The sequence below is a fragment of the Stenotrophomonas sp. 107298_Sma genome (assembly GCF_056480345.1).
Window position 1 is genome coordinate 2,434,771 of the sequence record NZ_CM151094.1, and the last position, 24,464, is coordinate 2,459,234.

Annotated in this window: 23 protein-coding genes; 10 read left to right on the plus strand and 13 right to left on the minus strand. The window is 64.6% G+C overall.

The genetic code is table 11. The features are described from left to right. Window positions 1-31 precede the first annotated feature (31 nt). From ACZK2G_RS11395 to ACZK2G_RS11420, 6 genes are all read right to left on the minus strand, one after another. The gene (locus tag ACZK2G_RS11395; RefSeq protein ID WP_169050314.1) at window positions 32-190 is read right to left on the minus strand and encodes a hypothetical protein; all 159 of its coding nucleotides are present in this window, start codon (window positions 188-190) and stop codon (window positions 32-34) included. 1,815 nt (window positions 191-2,005) lie between these two features. After that, complete coding sequence (locus ACZK2G_RS11400) at window positions 2,006-2,335, minus strand: hypothetical protein (protein WP_248298404.1); 330 nt, start codon at window positions 2,333-2,335, stop codon at window positions 2,006-2,008. 75 nt (window positions 2,336-2,410) lie between these two features. Next, window positions 2,411-2,560: a hypothetical protein gene (locus tag ACZK2G_RS11405; RefSeq protein ID WP_253077979.1), complete on the minus strand. Its 150-nt coding sequence runs from the start codon at window positions 2,558-2,560 to the stop codon at window positions 2,411-2,413. A gap of 88 nt (window positions 2,561-2,648) precedes the next feature. Further along, on the minus strand, window positions 2,649-3,482 hold the full coding sequence (locus ACZK2G_RS11410; RefSeq protein WP_136638025.1) for a S1 family peptidase: 834 nt from the start codon (window positions 3,480-3,482) through the stop codon (window positions 2,649-2,651). Window positions 3,483-3,613: 131 nt separating this feature from the next. Next, entirely contained in the window at window positions 3,614-4,483 is an 870-nt protein-coding gene (locus ACZK2G_RS11415) for a methylenetetrahydrofolate reductase (RefSeq protein ID WP_136638024.1), read from the minus strand. Further along, window positions 4,483-5,397, minus strand: coding sequence for a LysR family transcriptional regulator (locus ACZK2G_RS11420; protein WP_046985536.1), 915 nt, complete (start codon window positions 5,395-5,397; stop codon window positions 4,483-4,485). Before ACZK2G_RS11420 ends, ACZK2G_RS11415 begins: the two co-directional genes overlap by 1 nt. Before the next feature lie 177 nt (window positions 5,398-5,574). Here ACZK2G_RS11420 and msuE point away from each other — a divergent pair, with 177 nt between their 5' ends. The 3 genes from msuE to ACZK2G_RS11435 are packed head-to-tail and all read left to right on the plus strand — an operon-like array spanning window position 5,575 to window position 8,267. Next, complete coding sequence (gene msuE, locus ACZK2G_RS11425) at window positions 5,575-6,156, plus strand: FMN reductase (protein ID WP_046985537.1); 582 nt, start codon at window positions 5,575-5,577, stop codon at window positions 6,154-6,156. A gap of 58 nt (window positions 6,157-6,214) precedes the next feature. Beyond that, a complete protein-coding gene (locus ACZK2G_RS11430; protein ID WP_426353446.1) occupies window positions 6,215-7,192 on the plus strand; it encodes a DUF1852 domain-containing protein in 978 nt (325 codons plus the stop codon). 40 nt (window positions 7,193-7,232) lie between these two features. Then, entirely contained in the window at window positions 7,233-8,267 is a 1,035-nt protein-coding gene (locus ACZK2G_RS11435; protein WP_253077984.1) for a methionine synthase, read from the plus strand. On the opposite strand, the gene ACZK2G_RS11440 is transcribed toward ACZK2G_RS11435, so the two are convergent. Beyond that, entirely contained in the window at window positions 8,224-8,781 is a 558-nt protein-coding gene (locus tag ACZK2G_RS11440; RefSeq protein ID WP_478473305.1) for a hypothetical protein, read from the minus strand. The genes ACZK2G_RS11435 and ACZK2G_RS11440 overlap by 44 nt on opposite strands. Window positions 8,782-8,870: 89 nt before the next feature. Further along, on the minus strand, window positions 8,871-9,083 hold the full coding sequence (locus ACZK2G_RS11445) for a hypothetical protein (RefSeq protein WP_447781542.1): 213 nt from the start codon (window positions 9,081-9,083) through the stop codon (window positions 8,871-8,873). A gap of 245 nt (window positions 9,084-9,328) precedes the next feature. On the opposite strand from ACZK2G_RS11445, the gene ACZK2G_RS11450 reads away from it, so the two are divergent. Next, window positions 9,329-10,576, plus strand: a complete 1,248-nt coding sequence (locus tag ACZK2G_RS11450; RefSeq protein ID WP_478473307.1) for an arsenic transporter — start codon at window positions 9,329-9,331, stop codon at window positions 10,574-10,576. A 34-nt stretch (window positions 10,577-10,610) separates the two neighbouring features. Here ACZK2G_RS11450 and ACZK2G_RS11455 read toward each other — a convergent pair whose 3' ends face one another. Further along, complete coding sequence (locus ACZK2G_RS11455) at window positions 10,611-12,263, minus strand: ABC transporter ATP-binding protein (RefSeq protein WP_478473309.1); 1,653 nt, start codon at window positions 12,261-12,263, stop codon at window positions 10,611-10,613. Between the two features lie 113 nt (window positions 12,264-12,376). Here ACZK2G_RS11455 and ACZK2G_RS11460 point away from each other — a divergent pair, with 113 nt between their 5' ends. From ACZK2G_RS11460 to ACZK2G_RS11475, 4 genes are read left to right on the plus strand one after another with little or no spacing between them, the layout of a single operon-like run. Beyond that, window positions 12,377-14,767, plus strand: coding sequence for a TonB-dependent receptor plug domain-containing protein (locus ACZK2G_RS11460; protein ID WP_478473310.1), 2,391 nt, complete (start codon window positions 12,377-12,379; stop codon window positions 14,765-14,767). A 7-nt stretch (window positions 14,768-14,774) separates the two neighbouring features. Further along, window positions 14,775-16,238, plus strand: coding sequence for a DUF3526 domain-containing protein (locus ACZK2G_RS11465; protein WP_478473312.1), 1,464 nt, complete (start codon window positions 14,775-14,777; stop codon window positions 16,236-16,238). Continuing rightward, on the plus strand, window positions 16,190-17,590 hold the full coding sequence (locus tag ACZK2G_RS11470; RefSeq protein ID WP_478473314.1) for an ABC transporter permease subunit: 1,401 nt from the start codon (window positions 16,190-16,192) through the stop codon (window positions 17,588-17,590). The genes ACZK2G_RS11465 and ACZK2G_RS11470 overlap by 49 nt, the downstream gene beginning before the upstream one ends. Window positions 17,591-17,602: 12 nt before the next feature. After that, complete coding sequence (locus tag ACZK2G_RS11475) at window positions 17,603-18,313, plus strand: ABC transporter ATP-binding protein (RefSeq protein ID WP_478473315.1); 711 nt, start codon at window positions 17,603-17,605, stop codon at window positions 18,311-18,313. Here ACZK2G_RS11475 and ACZK2G_RS11480 read toward each other — a convergent pair. The 3 genes from ACZK2G_RS11480 to ACZK2G_RS11490 form a co-directional block, all read right to left on the minus strand. Further along, on the minus strand, window positions 18,310-20,151 hold the full coding sequence (locus ACZK2G_RS11480) for an asparagine synthase-related protein (protein WP_478473316.1): 1,842 nt from the start codon (window positions 20,149-20,151) through the stop codon (window positions 18,310-18,312). The genes ACZK2G_RS11475 and ACZK2G_RS11480 overlap by 4 nt on opposite strands. 11 nt (window positions 20,152-20,162) lie before the next feature. Then, window positions 20,163-20,864 (minus strand): lasso peptide biosynthesis B2 protein, encoded by a 702-nt coding sequence (locus ACZK2G_RS11485; RefSeq protein ID WP_478473318.1) that lies wholly within the window; start codon window positions 20,862-20,864, stop codon window positions 20,163-20,165. Window positions 20,865-20,939: 75 nt separating this feature from the next. Further along, a complete protein-coding gene (locus ACZK2G_RS11490) occupies window positions 20,940-21,101 on the minus strand; it encodes a hypothetical protein (protein WP_169050313.1) in 162 nt (53 codons plus the stop codon). 204 nt (window positions 21,102-21,305) lie between these two features. On the opposite strand from ACZK2G_RS11490, the gene ACZK2G_RS11495 reads away from it, so the two are divergent. Further along, on the plus strand, window positions 21,306-22,232 hold the full coding sequence (locus tag ACZK2G_RS11495) for a hypothetical protein (protein ID WP_478473320.1): 927 nt from the start codon (window positions 21,306-21,308) through the stop codon (window positions 22,230-22,232). A gap of 302 nt (window positions 22,233-22,534) precedes the next feature. Beyond that, a complete protein-coding gene (locus ACZK2G_RS11500; RefSeq protein WP_046985550.1) occupies window positions 22,535-23,383 on the plus strand; it encodes an AraC family transcriptional regulator in 849 nt (282 codons plus the stop codon). Between the two features lie 49 nt (window positions 23,384-23,432). Here the strand turns inward: ACZK2G_RS11500 and ACZK2G_RS11505 are convergent, their stop codons facing one another. Then, entirely contained in the window at window positions 23,433-24,437 is a 1,005-nt protein-coding gene (locus ACZK2G_RS11505) for an extracellular catalytic domain type 1 short-chain-length polyhydroxyalkanoate depolymerase (protein ID WP_478473322.1), read from the minus strand. Between the last annotated feature and the right edge of the window lie 27 nt (window positions 24,438-24,464).

The following is a 24,464-nucleotide window of genomic DNA, read 5'->3' on the forward strand; positions in this document are numbered from 1 at the left end:
GCCGCCCTCCTCCAACTACCTGCAGCCGAGATTACTTGTTCGGCTTGTGCGATCCATCCTTGTTGGCATGGCGGTCCTTGGACTCCTTGTCCTGAAGTTGCTGTGCCTGCTGCTGCTTCTGCTTCCCAGCGTCCGGTTCGGCAACCGCGGGCTTGTTCGAGTTCGAGGCGTCACGTTTAAAGTCATTCATGGTCTACTCCATCGCGATGGATTCACCGCATGAGCAGCATGCGCCCACCCCTGTTGTTCACAGGTCGCTTTCAGAGCGGAAAATGAACACCCCGCATGAACACCCCGTCGCCGCCAAAGCTCCAATGCATCCATGTGATGGCAATCCGAGTGGCATGCCTGGCAATGCAGGTCGCCGGACGTGGTTTGATCAACCGTTAACCTGCAGGTGCCACACTCCTGTCTCACGGCTCTTCCCAGGCGCGAAATGCTTCGCCCCCAAGTCCAGCCCCCAGACGGCTCGGCACATGCATCCTCCCAATGCCTTCAGGATCCACACGATCCAACTTCTTCTCGCGCGCAATGATGCAATCGTCCACCTCGAGCAGGTGCGATCAACATGCAAGAACTGTGGGCTGCGGTCCTCAATGACCGAGAGCGCCGGGCTCAGAGCGGGCCCGACAGGCACGACACTGACGTGCCCGGCTTGCGGGGCTACAGGGCTGATGGATGAAATGGAGATATGGCACCACTGGCTCGAGCAATGCCGGCGCCAATGATCTACCCGTCGCCCGGATGCCTTCCAGCCAGCGACCCCATCGTAAAGGCGTAACCTGCCTGCTCCAGAAGCGCCCTCATGCGCAGCTCAACCCCGCGGGGTGAGCGCAGACCGTTCGGTGCATAAAGGGCATACACGTAGCCAGCACCGTCAATGGTCTCGCGGCGTACAGCGCACTCGTTCGATTCAGCAGCTTCGCACCAGACGGACATCAGCCTTGCGGGACTGATCGACTGCCCGCTGCGAAGGCGAAAGAACAGCCAGCGCACCCCTGGCGGTCGAGCTTGATCCAGTCTGGCCATTGCGATTCCCGGATTCCTCTGCATGGATCACTGAGAACTCAGGGTCCAGACAAGTGTGCGCGGCTTTGGAGGAGCACAGTAGATCCGTGCCCTTGGAAGCCTCAAGCATACGCTCAGGCAATGTCAGCTCCGAATGCGACGCCTACCACGCTGACCCGTCGACTTTCCTCGCACATAGAAAAACGTGCATCTCTTCTTCCTGGACAGCCCTGAACGATTCCAACCAACTGAACGCTACCCCTCGATTCCCGATGGCTGCACCAAGCTTCTCAGTCAAGCACCGTGCACACTCCATTCCGCCATGGCTGGGCGCACAACAGAATCGGCAACACGCCATGGTCGTCGTCTTCTCTGGACGACACTGGAACATGATCTTCGTCATCAGACTCACAGCCTGGGACCGGGAGGACATGCCATTCCCCAATGAATGCGGAAGTAGCCGCGCCGAGCGCGACCTCTTCCTATGCCTTAGTGACGGATGTCACGGCCGGGATCACTCGGTTTCTCATGCCCGGAACTTGACTTGTCATGCTCATTGTCACCCTGCTGCGGTTGACAGTGCCCATCCATCCGTTATTTCGACGTGCGCAGATCCCTCCCGGATGAACGAGCGCCATGAACAGGCCTGGCCTGCGAAGGGGTGTACAGTGATCTCCCTGAAGGAGAACAGCAATGGAACGCACAAGAAGCAGGCACTACGTCGACGTAGACCGTGAACTCACCCACTGGGAAACCGCGTTCAACCTGGGCGCGCTACCCGCAGTCAATTTCCGGCACGAGGTTGCCCCGGTCATTCGGCTGGCGTGTGATATCTATGTCAGGAACCCTCATGGAACACGCTCAGCATGGCTCGAGGATCTGCAGGAACGGCTCGCCAAGCGTTCAAGCCTGCGCGGTAATCCCGGCGCGGCAGAAATCGCCACTGGATGCTGGATGCTTCTGTCCGTAACCGAGCCTTCCAATCGAAATGGCAACCTCAGGCATCGCCCTGTCGACTAGCCACATCATTTCCTTCTCGCATCAGCTGGTCGTTCAGTACGTGCACAATGGACATGACTGCGCTTGCCAGTCCGCGGGCGTCGCTGATTGACCCATAGAAGAAGATCTTCGAGCCCTCGACACGGACTTCGGCCAGTGAGAGTTGAGATGCCAGGGCTTCGCACTTCATGACGAACAGCTCCGTCCATCGCGCACCGGGCTCCAGATCCAGCAGAGCGGTAATTGCTTCGTCCGCGGACAAGTTCACATGCTCACGTAGTTGTGGCACATCGAAGCCGATGATTCTGGGAAGCATCGAGGCGCTCAAGCGTCGGCCCTCTGGTTGATCATCCTGAGTATCCGCCAAGTGGTGCCTGCCAGGTAGGCCCTCGGAGTGAACGGTTCATCCCCCTCGTCCATGCACCAATGCGGCAGTACTTGCCAATAACACTTCCCCCGGCTTCATGGCGGCGATGCCGCGCGTGACAAGAATGGCGGGAAGCAGCCAGACCCAGGTCGGCGTCTGCGAGGCGAGTTGCTGCAGCATGTTCACGGCCAGTCCCCTTGGTAAGTGGCGGTGCGGCGTCATCGCCATGGCGCTCACTATTCGCACTCACGCGCCCTGCAGCCAGTGGCAGCTGTCAGTCATTGGGGGTTGCTGGGCGGTGACCGGGCGCACCGAGGGTGCTCTCGATCCAATCCACATAACGCGATACCCGGACGTTGTGCACCACCTGGCCATAGAAGCCGGCTTCAAGGGCATGCTCGGGAACAGCGGTGATCCAGGAGCCCAGGCCAACCAGTTGCCAGACGCCGTGATCCTCGATCACCAGTGGACCGCCGCTATCGCCGCTGCCCAACACGCCTTCAAGTGGCAGACCTTGCGGCGGGGCATCGAACCGATACCAGAGATAACGATCATTGCCACCGGTAATCGCGTTGTATGCCCGACGCAGCTTGGTGCGGTGCGGTCCGCCCGGTACCAGTCCCATCGCACCGTTGCCGGTGGCGCCCTTTCCGATCAAAGCGGCGACCTGCGCGACCTCGGCACTGCCGCGATACAGCACGACGGGCTGCACATCGTTCACGGGCGCTGCGAGCCGGATCAGTGCAATGTCATCCGATGTGGCCAGGAACGCGTGTATCTTCGCCGGGCTCCCTGTCGCCAGCGCCTCCTTGCCCAATGCGTCGGGCATTCTCCTGTAGCCGGGATGCACGACCACGCGCTCCACGCTGTAGTCCTTGCCATTGATGGCGATGGTCTGCCCCATCCCCTCCATCGGTGCGGCATGCGCTGCCGTCAGCACCCACTGCGACGCGATCAGAACGCCCTGCCCTTCGCCCGGCATGTCGGCCAGGGCAGGAAACTCGGTTCCATCGATCCGGTATCGGGCATCGTCCACATCGTGACGGATGACCACCGCTCCAGCAGCGAACGGCAGCGCGGCAAGCGCCAGGAACAGCCAGCGAACCATGGGAGCCTCGTCCTTGCGGTCAGTTGCTGCAAGCCTAGTTGAACACGTGGATGCTCAGCAGGCCATGTGACCAAGGCCCCGTACTGGACGACGAACACAGGGAAACTGGTTGCGGAACCATGTGCACGGCATCAGCGGCCGGTGACAGAGGCACGCCGCCGGTACTGCTCAATCCACTCCAGCGACGGCACAATGCCACCAAAAGGGAACAGATGCGGGCTGACCTGGCCATGGGTGTTCTCCAACCCATTTACCAGCCTATCAACGAAAACCTCTGGTCCTGCCGTTCCCAGCAGCCGGCCGATCGAGATGCCGTACCGGGCCAGCATCGATGCGCTGGCCCCCACGCCGCACATCGCGGCGTAGCGCAGCAGCCGCGCGATACTCGCCGGCCCCGGCACGCCGACCAGCACCGGAGCGGTGATGCCGCGGGCACGCAGCGCATCCAGCCAGGCCAGAACGACACCGGCATCGAAGCCGAACTGGGAGATGATCAGCGGCGCCATGCCCCGCGCCTCGATGGCCTGGCACTTGCGTTCCAGCACGCGCCACCGATCCTCGGCGTTCATCACCGGATGCCCTTCCGGATGCCCGCCCATGGCAACAACCTTGATGCCGCAACGCTCAAGAAGACCGGTTTCGATGATCGAAGTACTGTCGGCATACGGCCCGGCGGGCGTGGAAAGATCACCCGCGATCAGCAGGCACTTCGCTACCCCGGCTTCGCTGGCGGCACGCTCCATGAACCGCTCAAGCGCTGCACGCGACCCGATGCGGCGGGCAGAGAGATGTGGCATCGGCTCGAAGCCAAGCTCGCGCACCGTGCGTGCCGCCGCCAGCCGGGCATCGTCGTCCTCGCTCGCCAGATAGGGGATCGAGATCGTCGTTCCGGGGGCGATGCGGGCCGCCTCGGCGCGCAGTGCCGGCATGGTCTTCGCGCTCACTTCCAGCGAAAACGCGTTGATGAAGGCCTCCGCCCGGTCAGGCGTGCGTGCAGACATCAACCGCCCCCGCGCGCGTTGCTGGCAACCGGCGTGCTGTTACGCGCCAGTTCGACGAAGGCCTGCAGGTAGTCGATACCCGTATCGGCCTCACGTGCGCCCAGGTAGATCTGCTTGGGGATGCCTTTCGCACCCAGGCGCACCGGCACCACGTCCATGCGCGCGGCATACTCCTCCACCAGCCAGCGCGGCATGGCAGCCACGCCGCGACCGCTGGCCACCATCTGCATCATGATGTCGGTGGTTTCGATGGTCTTGTGGCGCCGCGGTGTGATGCCCGCCGGCAGCAGGAACTGGTTGTAGATGTCCAGGCGCTCGAACGGCACCGGGTAGCTGATCAGCACTTCCTGGCCAAGCTGGCGTGGTTTTACGTGATCCACCTTGGCCAGGGCGTGGTTCCTGGCCACCACCAGAACCTGCTCGTAGTCGAACACCGGCACGAACTTCAGCCCCGGCTTCAGCAGCGGGTCCGGCGTGACCAGCAGGTCGATCTCGTAGCCGAACAGCGCGCCGATGCCGCCGAACTGGAACTTCTGCTTGACGTCCACATCCACGTCCGGCCACGCGGCCAGGTACGGCGAGACGATCTTCAGCAACCACTGGTAGCAGGGATGGCATTCCATGCCGATGCGCAGTGCACCGCGCTCGCCCTGGGCGAACTGGCCCAGCCGCTCCTCGGCCAGGTCCAGCTGCGGCAGCACCCGATTGGCCACCGCCAGCAGGTATTGCCCGGCCTGGGTCAGGCGCAGGCTGCGGCCTTCGCGCAGCCAGACATCGGTGCCCAGCTGCTGCTCCAGCTTCTTCATGCTGTGGCTGAGCGCCGACTGGGTCAGGTTGAGTACACCGGCCGCGGCGGTGAGCGAGCCCTGCTGCTCGACCTGCTGCACGATGCTGAGGTGGATCCGTTCCAGCATGACGATGAATACCGCTCATGGATTGGTGAAGTAATACCATTTTACGTCATGGAAGGGCGTGACTAGGATCGGGTCATGCCTTCGGTTGCCTGCCAGCCCGGTCACCTCGCCGGCCTGCAGGACTGCGCCCCCGCAGATCGCCCGAAGGAGCTCCCTCCCCCTGCTGAAAGCGAACAGATGACCCGCCCCCTCCGTATCGTCGCCGTTTCCGGCGGGCTGCAGCGCCCCTCCAGGGCTGCGACCCTGGCTGAGCACCTGCTGGACCTGATCGGCGAGGACGTTGCCTGCGAGCCGCACCTGATCGAGCTGGGCGAACTGGCGCCGCAGCTGGCCGGTGCGCTATGGCGCTCGCAGCTGCCCGAGGGTGTCGAGCGGCAGCTGGTGGCCGTTGAACAGGCAGACGTACTGGTGGTTGCCACGCCGGTCTACCGCGGCTCGTACACCGGCCTGTTCAAGCACTTCTTCGACTTCATCCACCAGGATGCGCTGGTCGACACCCCCATCCTGCTGGCCGCCACCGGCGGCAGCGAGCGCCACGCACTGGTGATCGACCACCAGCTGCGGCCGCTCTTCAGCTTCTTCCAGGCCCGCACCCTGCCCCTGGGCGTGTACGCCACCGACCGTGATTTCGCTGATGGCCGCGTGCACAACGACGCCCTGATCCAGCGCGCACGGCTGGCGGTGCAGCGGGCGATGCCCCTGCTTGCCCTGTCCCATCGCGCAGCGCCTGCCAATGCCGAGGCCGCTGCAGTCCTTTGAATGCCGAATGCCAGCGACCCGCATTCGGATGTCACCCCCGCAACCCGGAACGCCGCCCATGACGACCGAGAACTTCACCTTCAGCATCACGCGCATCCCCTTCAACGAGGACTACCAGCCCGCTGACGGCACGCGCATCACCACCAACTTCGCCAACCTGGCTCGCGGCGAGTCCCGCCGGGAAAACCTGCGCAACACGATCAGCATGATCAACAACCGCTTCAACGATCTGGCGCACTGGGACAACCCGAGTGCAGACCGTTACGCTGTTGAGCTGGACATCATCTCGGTGGAGATGCACATCGATGGCGGTGATGGCAGCGATCCGTTCCCGCTGATCGAAGTGCTGCGCCCGACCATTGTCGACACGCGTACCGGCGCTCGCACCGCGGGCATCGTCGGCAACAACTTCTCGTCCTATGTGCGTGACTACGATTTCAGCGTGGTGCTGCCGGCCAGCAACGAGGGCAAGGCCACCTTCGGCATTCCGGAAGGCTTCGGCGACCTGCACGGCAAGCTGTTCCAGCACTTCCTGGAATCGGAGGCCTACCGTGCCAACTTCAGCAAGGGGCCGGTGATCTGCATCAGCGTCTCCAGCAGCAAGACCTACCATCGTACCGAGAACCACCATCCGATCCTGGGCGTGGAGTACCGCCAGGGCGAGTTCTCCCCCACCGACCAGTACTTCGACAAGATGGGCCTGCAGGTGCGCTACTTCATGCCGCCGGGCAGCGTCGCGCCGCTGGCGTTCTACTTCCAGGGCGACCTGCTGGGGGATTACTCGAACCTGGAACTGATCGGCACCATCAGCACGATGGAGGCGTTCCAGAAGATCTATCGCCCGGAGATCTACAACGCCAATTCCGTGGCCGGCAAGGTCTACCAGCCCAGCCTGAAGCACCAGGACTATTCGTCCACCCGCATCGTCTACGACCGCGAAGAGCGCAGCCAGCTGGCGGTCAAACAGGGCAAGTTCACCGAAGAACACTTCATCAAGCCGTACCGCGCCGTGCTTGAGCAGTGGGCTGCCCGCTGATCCATCGATTTCCCATTCGCCCCTCAGGACACAAGACGCAATGTCGACGAAGAAACTGCTCCCCACCTCCACCGCCGGCAGCCTGCCCAAGCCCTCCTGGTTGGCAGAGCCCGAAAAGCTCTGGTCGCCCTGGAAGCTGCAGGACGAAGGCCTGACCGAAGGCAAGCAGGATGCCCTGCGCCTGTCCCTGCAGGAGCAGCAGCACGCCGGCATCGATATCGTCAGCGACGGTGAGCAGACCCGCCAGCACTTCGTCACGACCTTCATCGAGCACCTGAACGGCGTCGATTTCGAGAAACGCGAAACCGTGCGCATCCGCAACCGTTACGACGCCAGCGTACCAACCGTAGTCGGCGCCGTGAGCCGCCCGAAGCCGGTGTTCGTGGAGGATGCGAAGTTCCTGCGCCGGCAGACCACGCAACCGATCAAGTGGGCCCTGCCCGGCCCGATGACCATGATCGACACCCTGTACGATGCGCACTACAAGAGCCGCGAGAAGCTGGCCTGGGAATTCGCGAAGATCCTCAACGAGGAAGCGAAGGAGCTGGAAGCCGCTGGCGTCGACATCATCCAGTTCGACGAGCCCGCCTTCAACGTGTTCTTCGACGAAGTGAACGACTGGGGCGTGGCCGCGCTGGAACGCGCGATCGAAGGGCTGAAGTGCGAGACCGCCGTGCACATCTGTTATGGCTACGGCATCAAGGCCAACACCGACTGGAAGCAGACCCTGGGATCGGAATGGCGCCAGTACGAGGAGTCTTTCCCGAAGCTGCAGACCTCCAACCTCGACATCATCTCGCTGGAATGCCACAACTCGCACGTACCGATCGATCTGATCGAGCTGGTACGCGGCAAGAAGGTGATGGTCGGCGCCATCGACGTGGCCTCCAGCAAGGTGGAGACGGCTGAGGAAGTGGCCAATACCCTGCGCAAGGCGCTGCAGTTCGTGGATGCCGACAAGCTCTACCCGAGTACCAACTGTGGCATGGCACCACTGGCGCGCGAGGTGGCACGGGGCAAGCTGCAGGCGCTCAGCGCAGGGGCGAAGATCGTGCGCGAGGAGCTCTCGGCGTAGCCCCGGCCGGGAACACCCTCCCATCCGGGCGTCGGGTTGACGGAGCCTGGCCTGGTATCGGCCAGGCTCCACCCCGCCCCGGCACCTCGGCCTTGGTCAGCATCGCTGAGGGCCTCGACGCCAGCGCCTCCTTGATCCGGCCCATCTCGTGCGACCCAGCCTCGGCCAGGCGCCGCGCCTGCTGCCGCTGCTGCCGCGTGGACGTCATTGGAAGTGGAGTAACGGCATCTACCAGCCGCGCCACCGCATCGCGCAACCGCAACTGCGGGCAGAGCCGGGCGGCGCACCAGCGCTCGGCGTAGCGCTTGGCCTGCCGAGCATTCGCGGCGGCCACCACCTTGGGCTGGGGTGATTTCCGCACGTCCAGGAGCAGGCGGAAACCCAACACGGCATGCGGCACGATGATGGCCACGGAGCGGCCGTTCCACCACAGATCCCAGCGGTCACCGCTTTGCACCCAGCCGGAGGGCCTGGTGGCCGTCATGAAATCTGCAGGGTCGGAAGGCGAATGCATGGCCGGAAGAATACGATTGGCCGTCGCACGGACTGAGATTGCGGGTGGCCGAAGCAACGCTGCAGCTTCAGCTCCCAGCTACGGCCTCTTCACCACTGTGGCCCTAGCAGCTTCGCCACCTCGGTTTCGAGCTTCTTTGCGGCTTCGGCCTGCGAGGCCACCTTGATGCACAGCCCGGACTGCGCGGGACCCGGAGTCAACTGGTAGCGGTTGATGGTGCCGCCGCCGTCGTCATCCAGCTCCACCCGGGCCACCAGGGTTCGGCCGTTGGCATTGAAGATCCAGTCCCGGTACTCGGACATCGTTGATTCCACGCTTGGCGCCATGAGTGGCTTTCACTCTAAGCGGAGCGGCGGTGAAGAGCGCCCGAAGAGAACGTTCGCGGAGCGTCGGTGCCAGGGGCGCGCGGCAAGCTGCCGAGCATGGGTTCGGCTCTACAGCTCGGGTGCAGCTCACGGAGTATGATGCCGCCTTCCCCGAACTGCCGTGATTGCAGCGGGCGCGTTCCTGCGAGGTACGCGTCGGCGCCGTTTAGACACCCCGCCCGATGCTCGCTTCCTACTCCTCTTTCCTCATCTGGGTGGCCGTGGCCATGGCCACCGTCGGCCTGCTGTTCCGGCCATTCCGCATTCCGGAGTACGTGTGGGCACTGGGGGCTGCCCTTCTGCTTCCACTGCTGGGAGCGGTGTCGTTCGGCACGACCTTGCACGCGGTGGCCGAGGGGCGCGATGTCTATCTGTTCCTGGTCGGCATGATGGTGCTGGCCGAGCTGGCCCGCCGCGAAGGCCTGTTCGACTGGCTGGCGTTGTACGCGGTCCGCCATGCGGGTGGCTCGGGACGACGCCTGTTCGACCTGGTGTTCCTGGTCGGCACGCTGGTGACCGTGTTCCTTTCCAACGATGCCACGGCGGTGGTGCTGACCCCGGCGGTCTACGCCGCCTGCAAGGCCGCCCGCGCCAACCCCCTGCCCTATCTGTTCGTCTGTGCGTTCATCGCCAACGCGGCCAGCTTCGTGCTGCCCATTTCCAACCCGGCCAACCTGGTGGTGTACGGCCAGCACATGCCCCCGTTGACGCAATGGCTGGCACAGTTCGCGCTGCCGTCGCTGGCCGCCATCGGTGCCACCTACCTGGTGCTGCGCTGGGTGCATCGGCGCGAGATCGCGCAGCCACTGGTGGCAGCCCCGGAATATCGCCCGCTGACCGAAGGCGGCCGGCTCAGCGCACTGGGCGTGCTGTTCACCGGCACCGTGCTGCTGGTGACCTCCGCGCTGAATGGCCCGCTCGGCCTGGCCACGTTCTGCGCAGGCACACTGAGCGTGGCGGTGGTGGCGATCCGTCAGCGCAGCAGCCCGCTGCCGCTGCTGCGCCATGTGTCCTGGGGCGTGCTGCCGCTGGTGGCCGGCCTGTTCGTACTGGTGGAAGCGGTGGCCCATACCGGCGCCATCCAGACTGCAGCGAGCGCACTGCAGGCCGTTGCGCAGGCTTCCCCGCACCAGGCCAGCTGGCTGGCCGGTGGTGCGGCTGCGCTGCTGAGCAACGTGGCCAACAATCTGCCGGTCGGCTTGGCGGCAGGCTCGCTTGGCCAGATGGCCGACCTGCCGGCGCAGACCCGCGCCGCGCTGCTGGTGGGCGTGGACCTGGGGCCGAACCTGTCGGTAACCGGCTCGCTGGCCACGATGCTGTGGCTGGTAGCGCTGCGCCGCGAGGGCGAGCATGTCAGCGCGCTCGACTTCCTGCGCGTCGGTGCGCTGGTGATGCCGCCGGCGCTGATCGGGGCGCTGTTGCTGCTCTAGGTCAGGCGCGGGTCGGTCGCCATGACCAAGCCGCTCAGCGATCACCCTCGAGATCAATCACCCGGTCAGTCGGGCTCACGATGCCTCGCCGATGGGTGATGGCCACCACGGTTACATCATTCGCAAGTGCGCGGATGTGGTCCATGATCTCGCGCTCGGTGGCTTCATCCAGCGCGGAGCTTGCCTCGTCCAGGAACAGGATCGCTGGCTCGCCATACAGTGCACGGGCTATCGCGATGCGCTGGCGCTCGCCGCCGGACAACTTCAGGCCACGCTCGCCCACCGTCGTTTCAAGGCCCTCGGGCAGCGCCTCGATCAGCGGCAGGATCGAGGCCTTGCGTGCGGCATGCCGCAGCCGATCATCGTCACGCGCGCGCCCCAGCAGGATGTTGTCGGCCAGGCTTTCGTTGAGCAGGATGACATCCTGCGGAACCACTGCGACGGCGGCATGCCACGCCGCACGGTCGATCCGGGACAGGTCAACACCATCGACCAGGATCCGGCCACGCTGGGGATCGATCGAATTCAGGGCAAGCTTGAACAGCGTCGACTTCCCTGCCCCGGTCGGCCCGATCAGGAAATTGATGCCGCCACGTCCGGCCTCGAAGGAGACATCGCTTACCCCGCGACCGTTGCCATAGCGGTAGCTGACCCGCTCGAACGCCAGCCGGCCGCTTTCACCCGCAAAGCGCTGGGCATCGGCTGCCTGTCGCTCCTCGGGCGCTGCCCACAGGGTGGAAAGCGGGGCCAGCATGCTCCACGAGCGCGCGACGTCATCGATCGAACGGGCGATCATCTCGAACGGCATGTTGAGCTGGAGCAGCAGCAGGTTGAACAGGACGATGTCGCCGACGCTCAGGCCGCCGCTCTGGTAGCGCGGCAGCAACAGGTGGAAGGTAACGATGAACTCGACCGCCAGGCCGATGCCCAGCAGCGCAATGAAGCCGATCCGCTGCAGTACATAGGCGCGCCAGCTGTCGCGCACCTCCTGGGCCTTCTGCTCGAAGCGCTGCACCATCCAGGCGCTGCCGCCGAACTGGCGCAGCGTCTCCATGGCATTCATGGCATTGCCGACGAAGCGCGCGTTCTGCTGCCCGGCCTCGACCGCCGCTTCGCGATGGATGCGGGCACGCCGGGTAGCAATCGCGGAAACGGTGACAGCCACCGTGCCGTAGACCAGCACGATCAGCACCACCTGCAGGTTGATCAGCGCGCCCAGCGTGATCAGGGTCAGCACAATCTGCAGCGCACTGGGAATGAAGGCCACCAACCCCAGCTGCACCACGATCTTCAGCGCGCCACGGCCTTTCTCCCCTGCTACTTGCAGCTCGGCGGCGTTGTAGTCCAGGAAGAAGCTGTTGGTCTTCTTCAGCAGACGGGCGAAGTAGCGGGTACTGGTGATGAAGCCGAGGTTCTCGCCGCTGAGGAACGACAGGTACTGCACCGTGTTCTGCAGGGCGCTGGCCGCGCCCAGGATGATGGCGTAGAGCAGGAATCCCCCCGCCAGGGCGCTGGCCCCGTCGAGGGGCAACCGGTCGATCAGGCGCGAGAAAAGGTACGGCGCAGCAACGCTGGCCAGGCTGGACAGCAGGACACTGCCGGCGATGAGCAGCAGCAGCCTGCGGTCAGCCTTCCAGTACGCGCCCAGGATCTCAGCGACGGGTGGCGGGACAGCAGTCTTCTTCATCGGCCTTGTTCCGGCGTGGATTCAACCCTTGAATGATATGCTATAACATATCTCTTCAGGAACGGCGTAGCCACGTCGCAGGCCACTTTCGGATGGGATCGATGGATCGGGGAATGACGAACGTATCCGCTGCCGCGCCACGCGCACTCATGGCCCTCAGCATTGCCGCTGCACTGCTGGCCAGCCTGCCCGCACTGGCCCAGAACTCCGGCAATGACCGCGGTTCGAAAGCGGCAGGCGCAGCGCCCCAGGCACCGACTGCGACCCTGGACCAGGTGCTGGTGGTCGGCAGCAACATCCGCGATGCCATTGGCGGCGGCGCATCCCCGATCATCGTGATCGACAAGGAGGCCATCGACCGCACCGGCGTGGCTACCGTGCAGCAGCTGTTCGAGAAACTGCCGCAGAACTTCGGCGGTGGCGCCAATGGTGCCAACGTCGCCAACCTTGGCGTCGACCGCGATACCGGCAACAACTTCGGCCAGGGCACCGCCATCAACCTGCGCGGCCTGGGAACCGGCACCACGTTGACCCTGATCAACGGCCATCGCGTGACCTCGTCGAACCGCTACCAGTACGTGGATGTCTCGCTGATACCGTTGAGCGCGGTGGAACGCGTTGAGATCCTCACCGATGGTGCCTCGGCCATCTATGGCACCGATGCGGTCGGCGGCGTGGTCAACATCGTCCTGCGCCGCGACTTCACCGGGTACGAAACTGCTGTGCGCTATGGCGCCGTCACCGCCGGCGGCATGGAAGAGTACCAGGCATCGCAGTCGGCAGGCTGGTCATGGGATGGCGGCCATGTGCTGGCCAGCTACGAGTTCCTGAAGCAGAGCAACCTGCCGGCAGTCGACAAGGATTTCTCGAAGAACGTGCGGGTCAAGCCGTACGACCTCAACCCGGGATCCAAGCGCCACAGCCTGTATGTGGACGGTGTGCAGCAGCTCAGCGATGTGCTGACCCTGAACATGACCGGCTCGTTCGCCAAGCGCGAGATGGATACCACCATTTCCGGCACCGCCGACGAAACCCGGTTGTTCCCGCACACGCGGCAGTTCGACCTGTTCGCCGGACTCACGCTGGATCTTCCGCGCGGGTGGCAGGCGCGCCTGGATTCGGGGTTCGGCAGGAGCGATGTGTCCTACCAGCGCACGACCATCACCGGCAGCTCGGCCAGTACCGCACCGCCCACCAATACCAACTCCGAATCGCGCTACCTGGACCTGGTCGCCGACGGCGAGCTGTTCACCCTGCCCGCCGGTGGGGTCCGCGCGGCATTCGGCGCGGGTTACCGCCGCGACGGCTATGAACTGATCGATCACCGCGGCCTGGAAAAGCCACTCGACCTGCAGCGCACCGTGAGGTCCGCCTTTGCCGAGCTCAACGTTCCGCTGCTGAAGGATCTGCCGGGCGTGCGCAGCCTGTCCCTGACCGCGGCAGCGCGCTACGACGACTACAGCGATTTCGGTTCCACGCTGAATCCCAAGTTCGGCCTGCTGTGGGAGGCGACCCAGGGGCTTTCGTTCCGCACCAGCTATGGCCGTTCCTACCGGGCGCCGGTGTACCAGGACATGCAGCTGAACAACACCGTGGTGGTGGCGAACGTGCCCAACCCAGGCGCGCCCGGTGGCAATACGATCCTGATGATGCTGTCCAACGGCAATCCGGATCTGGGGCCTGAGCGTGCCAAGACCTGGACCGGCGGCTTCTCGTTCGCGCCGCCGTCCGTGCCCGGCCTCAAGATCGACGCGAACTACTACCACATTGAATACGCTGACCGCATCGGCAGTGGTTTCGGCGGCAGCTTCCCGTCGCTGTTCCAGCAGTCAACCGCACCTTATGCAGACATCCTGACCACCAATCCCACGCAACAGCAGATCCAGCAGGCACGCCAGCTGGGCGTGTCTGGCCTGGGCCTGTTCGTCTCGCGCGTGGGGCCGTACGCGTTGCCGCCAGGCATGGACGAAACCAACAGCCAGGTGATCCTCGACAACCGCTTCCGCAACAACGCCTTTACCCAGCAGCGTGGTGTCGACTTCAGCGGATCCTATGGGTTCGACGCCGGCCAGATCCACATCGCGACGAGCCTGGCCGGGCAGTACATCATCGAATCAAAGCGTCGTGTGACCAGTACGTCACCCGAGGTGGATGCGGTGAATTCGGTGTACTACCCGGTGGACCTGAAGATGCGTGGCGGTGTCGCGCTGAGCCGGCAGCAGGCCGCGGCGGGGATCTTCGTGAACTACGTGGACAGTTACCGCGACCCCGCCAATGTCGCCCGGCCCCACGTCAGCTCCTGGACGACGGTCGATCTGAACCTCGCCTACCACTTCGGTGCATCGGCGGACCCGCAGCGTGGCACCTCGCTTGCGTTCAACGTGCAGAACCTGTTCGACCGGGATCCGCCGTTCGTCGTCAACAGCATCAATACCGGCTACGACCCCACCAATGCGACAGCGCTGGGCCGCTTCCTGTCCATGTCGCTGACCCACCGCTGGTAGGCCCCGCATGCGCGCCGACTCCCCTGCCCAGTCGCGGCTCGTAGTCGCCATCCAGCAGGCGTTCGCTGTCGCGGCAACCCAGCTCACGCTGATGTGGCGAGAGCGGCGCGTGCTGTGGCTCGCCCTCGCCCTCTTGTTCATTGCAGGTGCGTCGGTGCTCAGCGGTGCTGCACGCCTTACCCTGCAGGCGCAGGAGCGCCAGGCAATGAGCGAGGAAGAGGCGCGGCTCTGGGACAGCCAGGGCACGATCGACCCGCATAGCGCAGCACATGTGGGGCGTGCCATTGCTGCCCCGGTGCGGCCCCTGGCTGCACTGGACCCGGGGCTGACGGATTACCTGGGAACCTCGGTGTTCATCGAGGGCCACGCACGGAACCCGGCCAGGCACCGCGCCGTGGATGGCGGCACCGCACTCAGCCGCTTCGAGGGTTTCTCTGCGGCGTGGGCGCTGCAGGTCGTGTCGCCGCTGCTGATCATCCTGGCCGGGTTCGCCACACTGTCCGGCGATGTGGCCCGCGAGACGCTGCGCCAGGAACTCGGTACCGGCGCCTCGACCGGCGTGCTGATCTGTGGACGCTTGATTGCCCTGGCGGCCGCCTCGCTGCTGCTGGTGATGGCCATGCTGCTGATCAGTCTTCCGGGGCTGTCCATCCAGTACGGCGGCGCCACGGATCTTGCCGCCCTGCTCGCACTGGCTACCGCCTACCTGCTCTATCTGCTGGTGTTCTGTGCACTAACCGTGGGGGTGTCGGCACTTGCCGGCTCGGCACGAACGTCACTGGTTGTGCTGCTGGGCTTCTGGATGGTGTCCACACTGCTGCTGCCGAGGGTGGCGCCTGCGGTCGCCGAATCCCTGTACCCGACCCCTTCGGCACCGACGTTCAGGACCGGCGTGACCGAGGAAGCGGAGAACGGCGCGGATGGCCATGACCCGGCCGACAAACGCCTTGATGCCCTGCGCGCAGCGTTGATGGCACGCTACCGGGTCGACAGCGTTGACGACCTGCCGCTGAACTTCCGCGGCGTGGCGCTTGAGTTTGCCGAGGCCAACTCGACGCGCGTCTACAATCGCCATTTCGAACGCCTGCATGCCACCTACCAGCAGCAGGACGCCATCCAGCGCCTGTTTGGCCTTGCCTCGCCGACACTGGCGCTGCAGTCCTGGTCGCGCGCCATCGCCGGCACGGATTTCCCGGCGCATCTGGTATTCCTGCGCGGCGTGGAGGACTACCGCTATCGGTTGATCCAGGCACTCAACCAGGAAGTAAAGCTGCACAAGGCACCACAGGGCGGGAAGCACGTGGCCGACATCGCCGGCATCACCCGGTCGGTGCAGTACCGGCCACCACAGCAGATCCTGGCTGGCATCGCTGCCGCGCAAGGCGTGAATCTCGCCATTCTGCTGGCCTGGCTGCTGCTGGGTTGCGCGGTGGTCGCCCTCTCGGCGCGGCGGCTGGGGAGATCGCCATGAGCGTTGCGTCGATTGCACGCTACGAGATCCGCCGATTGCTGCGTGATCTAGCGCTGCCGGTGCTGCTTGTCCTGCTGCTCGGGCTGGGTGCCTACGCCGCGTGGAACGGCCGCGCATGGGTGGACCAGCGTGAGGCGGCCATCGCCCTGATCAAGCAGGAAGAGCAACAGACGAAGGAGCGCAGCCGGGCATTCGTCGGCAAGGCGCCCTCGGTGCTGCCCCGCGCCCAGCCGGTGCTTCCGCCCGGCGCCATGGCAGCGCTGTCGATCGGCCAGGCAGACGCCTATCCGTACACCGCCGATGTGGTCGCGCTGGGCGATCCGACTCAGCTGCTCAAGCACGTCTGGGCCGACATCGGCAATCCGGCAGCACGGGCTGCGGGGCGGTTCGACCTGGCGTTCGTCATCGTCTTCCTGCTGCCGCTGGTCATTCTCGTCGTCACCCATGATCTGTGGTCCCGCGAGCGCGAGCGTGGCATCGCTGCGCTGGTGCTGTCGCAGCCGGTGTCAGCAACACGGCTTCTGGTGGTCAAATTGCTGGCCCGTGGCCTGGCGGTGCTGCTGCCCGCACTGGCCATCATCCTCGCGGTGGCGATCGGGGCCGGCGCGCACAGTCCTGCGGGCCTGGCCGTGCTGGCGCTGACCGTCCTCCTCTACGGCGCGTTCTGGCTGGCCCTTGCACTGCTGATCGGTTGCCTTGCCCGGCGCACCACCGAGGCGGCCATCGCCGCTGGCGCGCTGTGGCTGCTGATCGTGGTCATGGCACCGTCGCTGACCCTGGCCACGGTGAACCTGATCGCGCCGCCGCCGTCACAGATGCAGTTCGCCACCGAAGTGAAAGCGATGCAGTCCGATATCGCCAAGCGCCAGCAACGTGAGCATGCGAACTCGGTGCCACTGGCTTCTTCGTCATCCCTCATCCCCGATACAGTGCGCCAGGCCTATGCCGACCGCGTTGCGGCCGACCGGGAACTGGCCCGTTTGATGGCCTCGCATGCGCAGGCCGAGGCCGCACACCGCCAGCTTCTGGACCGGCTGCGGCTGCTGCTGCCGGCCGTGGCAACGCAGGACGCGCTTGACCGAATCGCAGGCTCGGATGCCGACCGCGCGCTCGACTTCCAGCATCAGGTCCACACCTTCTGGCAGGCACGAAGGCTGTTGCACAAGGCCTATCTGGACCGTGACGCGCCGCAGACCCTTGAAGAGTACGACGCACTGCCCCGCTTCCAATACCGCGAGCACGTGGGCGTCGTCCGGTCCGGTGTCCTGGCCGATCTTGCTGCCTTGATCATCGCCACCCTGCTTGTCCTGCTTGCGGCCGGAGCACTGCGCAGCCGGCTGGCAACGCCCTGAGGAGACGTCCACATGCTGTCTGCAAAAAGCCTGGTCATGGAACACGGTGCACATCGGGCGCTGGTTGATGTCAGCTTCGAGGTGCGGCCCGGCGAGATCTTCTGCCTGCTGGGCGCCAACGGCGCCGGCAAGTCGACGACCATCAAGCTGTTCCTTGGCTTTCTGAAACCCACCTCCGGTGCGGCCGAAGTGGACGGTCTCAGTGCGCAGCAGCGGCCGCAGGAGGTACGCCGACGGCTGCTGTACATCCCCGAGACCGTGGCGCTGTACGACGAGCTGACCGGCTACGAGAATCTGGACTATTTCGCCCGCCTGGCCGGTGTCGAGGAACGCTCGCCTGCGCGGCTGAAGGACGCACTCAGGTCCGCCGGCCTGGCAACCGACGCATTCGGGCGACGCGTGGGTCTCTATTCCAAGGGCATGCGGCAGAAGGTCGGCATCGCACTGGCCATCGTCAAGGAAGCCAGGGCACTGCTTCTCGATGAACCCACATCGGGCCTGGATCCTGCGGCGTCAGCAGAGTTCCATGAGCTGATCGTGCGGCAGCGCGATAGCGGCACGGCGATCCTGATGGCCACCCACGATCTGTTCCGCGCCCGTGAAGTCGCGACCACGATTGGCCTGATGCAGGCCGGGCGCCTGCGCAGGACGCTGGATGCCAGCGCGATCACCGCGAACGATCTTGAGAATCTCTATCTGGAAGAGATGAGCCGGAGCGCCTAGGCGGCTCCGGCAACCGGCTCGCCTGCGTGGCCGGACCAGCGCCGCAGCCACGCCTCGATGTTGATCTGAGGGCCGAAGATGCCCAGCACCTGCGACGAGTGATCCGGACTGACCTGCTGGATACCTGTATCGGCGAGCGCGCTGTCGAGATAGCCGCGCTTGGCCAGCATGCCGTCAACCAGCAGACTCCTGATGAACCGCTGGTGCCCCTGGGTGACCGCCACGGAGTGATCATCCAGATAGGATTTCACCTTCCGCGACAGCAGCGCTTTCGGCAACAGTCCCTTCATTGCACGCCGCGCGATGGTGCGGTCTTCTGCATCCGCGATGAGCAGGTGCAGCGGGATGCGCGCGAACAGTTCAACAAGCGGCTGCGCACTGATCGGCGATACACCATGCCAGTGGCCGGCGCCTTCGAACGGATCAAGGACGCTGGTCGGGAATACCATCCGGCCGATATGGGCCAGCTTGTAGGGTGATACGCGATGGCCCTGCGCCTGCGCATGCCGCAACCAGGCCGGCTGCATGCCATCCTGTTCGGCGCGGTCCACCCGCACCCATGGGCAGGGCTTGCCCCAACGGCCATTGATGCTGCCCGGCCGCTTCAGCAGGCCATGCACGACCGAATCCTTGAGTACGCCGTACAGAGAATCGCCGGATTGCGCGGTTTCGAACGCCACGCGAAAGAACGTCCGGTCGATGCCACGTCGCCAGGCGTAGTCGATCGCAGCGGCGTTGCCCTTGAAGCGCAGGAACACCGCGTCGCCGCCGACGCCGGTGAACTGCACGGTGTTGCCGTCGAAGTCCACGTCACGGCGATGGAGCAGATAGCCGGAACAATGCGCCGGCCGGGCCGTGCGCGGGAAGGCCATGATCTCTTCCAACGCGCAGTGTGGCTGCCGCCGGTACTCGATGAATTCGCAGTTCCTGCCCGACGATTCACGGACCCCTGCCACGGCCATGCGTGCGAACAGCCGTTCATCGGCACCGATGCCGTCATCGTAATGATGGATGCAGGTCACCTCGGGCGCCGAGGGCGCGTGCAACAGGCCGGCCAGGATGATCGAGGAGTCCAGTCCGCCCGAGAGCTGCAGCTGGATGCGCCGGTGCTGGCTGGCCAGCGCGCCGATACAGCCCAGCAGCGTCGAACGGGCCAGCTGCACGGCCTCCTCAATGTCCTCGATCGGTTCATCGCGGGCCATCCGCACCACGTCCCACTGGCACTGCCGGCCCACCGGTTCGCCGTTCCGGATCGAAATCGCCTCACCGGCTTCGACGGCAGTGACTTCCTCAAAGCCGGTCTGCAGGCCATCACGGAACGGATACAGCAGCGAATAGGACAGGAACGACCAGTCGACGCTGAAATCGCGCAGGCCCAGCAGCAGGCAGTCTTCCATGTTGGAGAAGACCACCGTCAGCTGGCCCACTGTGGTCATGTAGCACGGGATCTCAGCAGTGGGATCGCGCAGGACGAACCAGCTCGAAGTTTCCTGCTGGAAGCCCAGCGCCACGTAGCGGCCCCAGCACCGTTCGACGATGCTGCGCCCCTGGCTGCTGCAGGCGTCGTCCGCTGTCTCGGCATCCAGGTTCACGCAACCAGGCACGGTGCCTGCGCCGAAATCCTTGTGGAACAGCTTGCCGAGTACTACCAGGGAGTTCGCACGACGGCATTCGAAATAGCCGTGGTTGTCACTCTGCGCATGGATCGCTGCGCCATTGCCATTCATCACGCAGGCAATGCCGGGCAGCCTGGCGCCGATCCTCTCCACGATTCGTTCCGCCTGCGCCGTCGCGGATTCCGAGTGGGTGTTCCAGAGCACGGCGATGTATCGGTACATGGCAGGTTTCGTTACAGCACTAGGATGGGAACCATCCGGCGCAGGTTGAAGGGAATGTCGGTCAGCACCTGATCGCCATGCTGCAGCCAGCAATGCGCGGCGAACGGCTGGGTTCTGACCGCGAACACCCAGCGCGGAACGATGCCGTACTTCGACAGGAACTCGCGCATCGCCAGGCAGTAGAGAAAGCACTCATCGGTCTTCCTGAAGGCCAAGGGTCGAAGCCAGTCGAACACCCGAACCCGCGACGCCAGTTCTTCGATGCTCACGTGCGTGTCGTGGTCGTGATCCGTTCGACGGCGCGCGGCAGACACCGTGGCACTGAAAGGAAGGAATGTTCTGCTGCAGGCGGCATAGGCACACGAGACAATGAAACGACGCAGGTCCCGCGCCATGATCGGTGGACGGCCACGAGGCGCGCCCTCGCGCACCCAATGCCGTGGCAGCGTAATGGCAGGGCTGGCGGCGGATTTGCCCTGCAGCGGGTCTGCTGTGATCAAACGGCGGTCGATCAGGGCCTGCAGAAGCGTGGGAATGCTTGCGCCATCGGACCGCAGCGGCCAATCGAGAATGAGGTTGCCAAGGCCTGCGGCGCCGCGTCTTTCAAGGGAAAGATACCTACCCGTGGCCTGATCCAGGATCACCATGGCATCGCCGGTGACGCAGACGTGGGCGTGCTTTGACAGGAAGTAAGGGGCGGCAGCCTGCTCCATCATGCGCTCCTGCGCCGGAACCGGAGAAGCGGTGCATGCAGGGCATGCACCGCAGGTACTACGTTGCGCGGCAGATCAGGGCGACGTGGTCGGGAACACGCCATCCCACAACGTGCCGTGGTTGTGCGCCTTGGTTTCCGAAACCACCGAGCCCAGCTCGATCAGTTCACCACCCACGCCCTGTTCTTCAGGGTTCTGCTGTCCTGCCACTACACCCAGCTCAATCAGCTCGTTCATGAACATCTCCTCTAGTCAGTGGATGTATCCACGCGTTGCATTGGATCGCGTTGCATTGGATACGGAGCAGCCAAGCCACCATCGCCGCATATTGCACAGCGATTGCCGCCAAGGCACTCAAATGTTACGATATAACATATTATTTTGGCGTGATGAACGACGCCACCGGCCCGTTGTCGATACGACCCATGAGAGGCAAGAGGGATGAACACCGAGATCAGTGACGACAGCCTGGATCCCACGCTTCTGTTGAAGGGAGTGTTTCCTCTGCCGAAGTTCATCCGCTTCGCCAGGGAGCGCTGCCCACCGGCAAGCTTCGACGAGGCCGCGCTCGTGGAGGATTGGCGGACGGCCCGCGCCGAGGTGCTGCGGCTGCAGCGGGAGGAAGGCGATGCGGCAGACGCGATCGGTATCCATGCGCTGCCGGAAGAAATGCTGCCGCTGGCTGAGCAGGCGCTGCGACAACCCTCGATGCACCGGATGACGAGTGTCCTGCCGCGCCGTTGGCAGATGGTCGAGATCGATCGACTGGTGATCTTCCAGGAATGCATCAATCTTCGCCACATCGACCAGTTGGCGGCTGCAGTGACTGCCTCACCCACCGCGCAGGAGATCATGCAGCTTGTCGCTCGCAGCGGCAGCCATGCACATCCGGAAGTGCGGTTCACCCAGTCCGATGGCAGCTACACCTTCGCGTCCACCTCGAACGACCTGCGCTTCCTCGACGTGGCGACCCTCGATCCGGCTGGCATCGCCAACTATGAACCATTCGGCGCAGCCAGCCACGCCGTCGTCATCTATCTGGGTTTCAGCGACAACCTGATCAGTGCGACGCGCTTTGGCAGCCGTATCATCCTGACCAACGGTTCCCATCGCTTGTACCTGCTGCGCAAGCTCGGCTTCCGGCAAGCACCCTGCCTCGTGACCGATGCCACCGACAGCGATCTCAGCGAGGTTCTGCTGCCGGCAGCGGTCAAGCAGGATCGCGCGTTCTATCTGTCTTCGCCGCGGCCGCCGCTGTTCAAGGATTATGCCGACCCGCGCCTGACCTGCGTGGTACCGGTTACCCGCAAGCACTACGCCCTGCGGGCCAAGCTCGACCTGCAAAGGATCACGGTTCCGGCGTTGTAGCGGGCGCCCACGTGGTGATTGCCTGGCCCGGCTGCGGATATGGCTGGATTGGTGAATCACCTGGCGGAACTGTCGAATGACGCCCTTCGGCTTGCCGCCTACGCTACCGATCCTCGAACAGAGAGGATGCCAACGTGAGCGAGAAAGCACTGGCTGCCGAAGCAGGAAGGACGGATCCACCCATCATCCATGTCCTGATGGGGCTGATCTGTGTCTGGCACAGGCGCGAACCGGGATCGGCACGCGATGACGAGTAAGCGCCACCGTGCTGCCCGGCGTGGCTTTGGGGCGTAGGTACCAGCGTGGAGATTTCGATTGCGGGGCTGAGCGAGGTTGGGCCCGACTATCCGGACCGTGTCGATCTTCCGGTGATGGTGCTTGGGCTGGACCCCATTCCAGATGCCTGGCAGATGCCCTTCCATGCGCATCGGAAGGCGCAGCTGCTGGTCGCCACGCGTGGCTTGATCATGCTGGAGACCGCGGCTGGCCTGTGGGTGGTTCCGCCACAGGGCGCGATCTGGATCCCCGGTGGGTTGTCCCATCGCGCCAGCAGCAGTGGACGGCCGCACGGCTTCGTGGTGTTCGTGGAACCCGGGGCGGCTCCGGAACTGCCAACGCAATGCGCTGCGATGGCGATCACTCCGTTCATGCAGGCCCTGCTGGAGCGCGCGTCCAACCTTCCCCAGCAGTATGCGTCCGGCAGCGCGCAGGACCGCCTGATGGGCGTGTTCCTGGATGAGCTGATTGCTGCGCCGCCGGAGTGGCTCCATCTACCCATGCCATCCGATGCAAGGTTGCGCCGGCTGGCCAATGCGATGCTGGACACGCCAGCCGAACGAGCAACGCTTGAGGTCTGGGCGAGCCGGATCGGCATGAGCGAGCGCAACATGTCGCGCCTGTTCTCCGGCGAAACCGGCCTGAGCGTGAGACGATGGCGCAGGCAGCTGCATGTGGTGGTCGCGCTGCCGCTGCTGGCCAAGGGCCGGACGGTGCAGGCCATCGCCGATGACCTGGGCTACGACAGTGCCGGGGCGTTCGTGACCATGTTCCGCAAAACCGTGGGCGCGCCCCCCAAACGCTTCCTGGCGGAACGAGGCACTCGGCAGCAGGCATCGGACGCCGACGATCAGCGGCCACAGGAGCCACGCTGACGGATGCGGGAGCGCATGGCTCCCGCACCGGCGAGGACTGCCCTTCCCTTCAGCGCTGGTAGTCCTTCAGGAACAACCACGTGATCAGCGTGGCATCCGGTCCCATCGGGTCGGTGAACGGCAGGCCGGACTGGCTGCCGCTCCAGGCATGCCCCATGCCCTGCACCACGTAGTGCTGCACCAGCGTCCTGCCGCCATAGGCATAGGTATCCACGGTGTAAGCGCGCCCACCCGGCACCTGCCCCTGGTAGGTGCTGGTCGGCAGGTACTTCACCGAATCGTTGTCCAGGCCATCGTCGGCCAGGTCATTGGTCTGCAGGAACTGGCGCACGGCCTGCTGCCCGTTCACCGGATTGACAGTGAGATCGGCGCTGCCATGGAACACCAGCACCGGGATCGGACGCGGCGATGGCGAGCCCGAACACTGCCAGGCCAGCCGCCCATTGCTGTCCGGCGAGTAGATGCTGCCGGCCAGCAACGCGTAGGCACTACCGGAAATCGTGGTCGCGCCCTTGAACATGCCGCCGGAATGGATGGCACCGGCGGCGAACACATCCGAGTAGCAGGCCAGCATGATCGAGGTCATCGCACCGCCCGCGGAAATGCCGGTGACGTAGACCCGATGTGGATCGATGCTGTAACCGGACTTCACCTTGTCCACAATGCCAGCCAGGATCGAGGCCTCACCGCTGTCGCGCGCCTGGTTGATCGGCAATTGCCAGTTCCAGCAGCGTGCCGGGTTGGAGGTGACGTTCTGCCGGGGGTAGACCACGATGAACCCCTCACTGTCGGCAACGTCATTGAAGCCGGACGCCTCGCCCATCAGGTTCGGCCCGGTCACGCAGCCATGCAGCACCAGCAGCAGCGGCAGTGGCCGGGTTTCGTCGTAGCCGGCCGGCACCCACACCTGGTACTCGCGGGCGCCGAACAGATTGCCGTACAGGCCGATGTCCCAATGCCCGGCGGGGCCTGCGGCGTAGGCACTGCCCGCCGTTGCCAGCCAGCTGCACAGCAGCAGTGCGAGTGCCTTGATTGAATCGATTCCGGATTTCATGGCCAGATCCTCATGCGTGGTTCGTGG